Annotated in this window: 1 protein-coding gene; it reads left to right on the top strand. The window is 62.2% G+C overall.

Annotated elements, in window-relative coordinates; all coding sequences use genetic code 11:
* Window positions 1-692: IS3 family transposase (locus FS320_RS44575; protein WP_152718801.1), on the top strand; the 692-nt coding region annotated here is incomplete at its 5' end.
* Window positions 693-711: the final 19 nt, after the last annotated feature.

Raw genomic sequence — 711 nt, 5'->3', positions numbered from 1 at the left:
TGAACCGGGTCTACCGCCTGTATCGAGAGGAGGGCCTGACGGTTCGTAAGCGTCAGGCGCGCCGACGGGCTGTGGGCACACGGGCGCCGATCCTGGTGGAGGCCAAAGCCAACGCGCGCTGGTCGCTCGACTTTGTCCATGATCAGTTTGCCAACGGCCGGCGCTTCCGGATCCTGAACATCGTCGATGACGTAACGCGGGAATGCCTGGCAGCGATCCCCGATACCTCGATCTCGGGCAAGCGGGTCGCCCGAGAGCTGGAAACGCTGATGACGCGCCGCGGCAAGCCAGGGATGATTGTCTCCGATAATGGCACCGAACTGACCTCGAACGCCATTCTCGCCTGGTGTGCCGAGCATCGGATCGAGTGGCATTACATTGCCCCAGGCAAGCCAATGCAGAACGGCTACATTGAGTCGTTTAACGGCCGCATGCGGGATGAGCTGTTGAACGAGAGCCTGTTCTTCGGCCTGGAGCATGCGCGCCAGCTGATCGCGGCCTGGGTCGCAGATTACAATACCGCGAGGCCCCATTCCTCATTGGGCTATCAGACACCGACGGCATTTGCCGAGGCTCTACGAACCGCAAGGGACCATCACGCTGCGCAACGGACAGGCTCCGCGCGCTGGCCCCTTGCTCCTGTCGCGCCAGAAGGCGTATCACCTGCCGAGGCTCTAACAGCGGCTGGATGAAACTTCAGTGGCAGGTCAG

Origin of the sequence: Microvirga tunisiensis (genome assembly GCF_009296175.1) — a bacterium.
Lineage (GTDB): Bacteria > Pseudomonadota > Alphaproteobacteria > Rhizobiales > Beijerinckiaceae > Microvirga > Microvirga tunisiensis.
The sequence above is the reverse complement of the archived record's forward strand: the minus strand, read 5'-3'. Positions and strand labels throughout refer to the sequence as shown.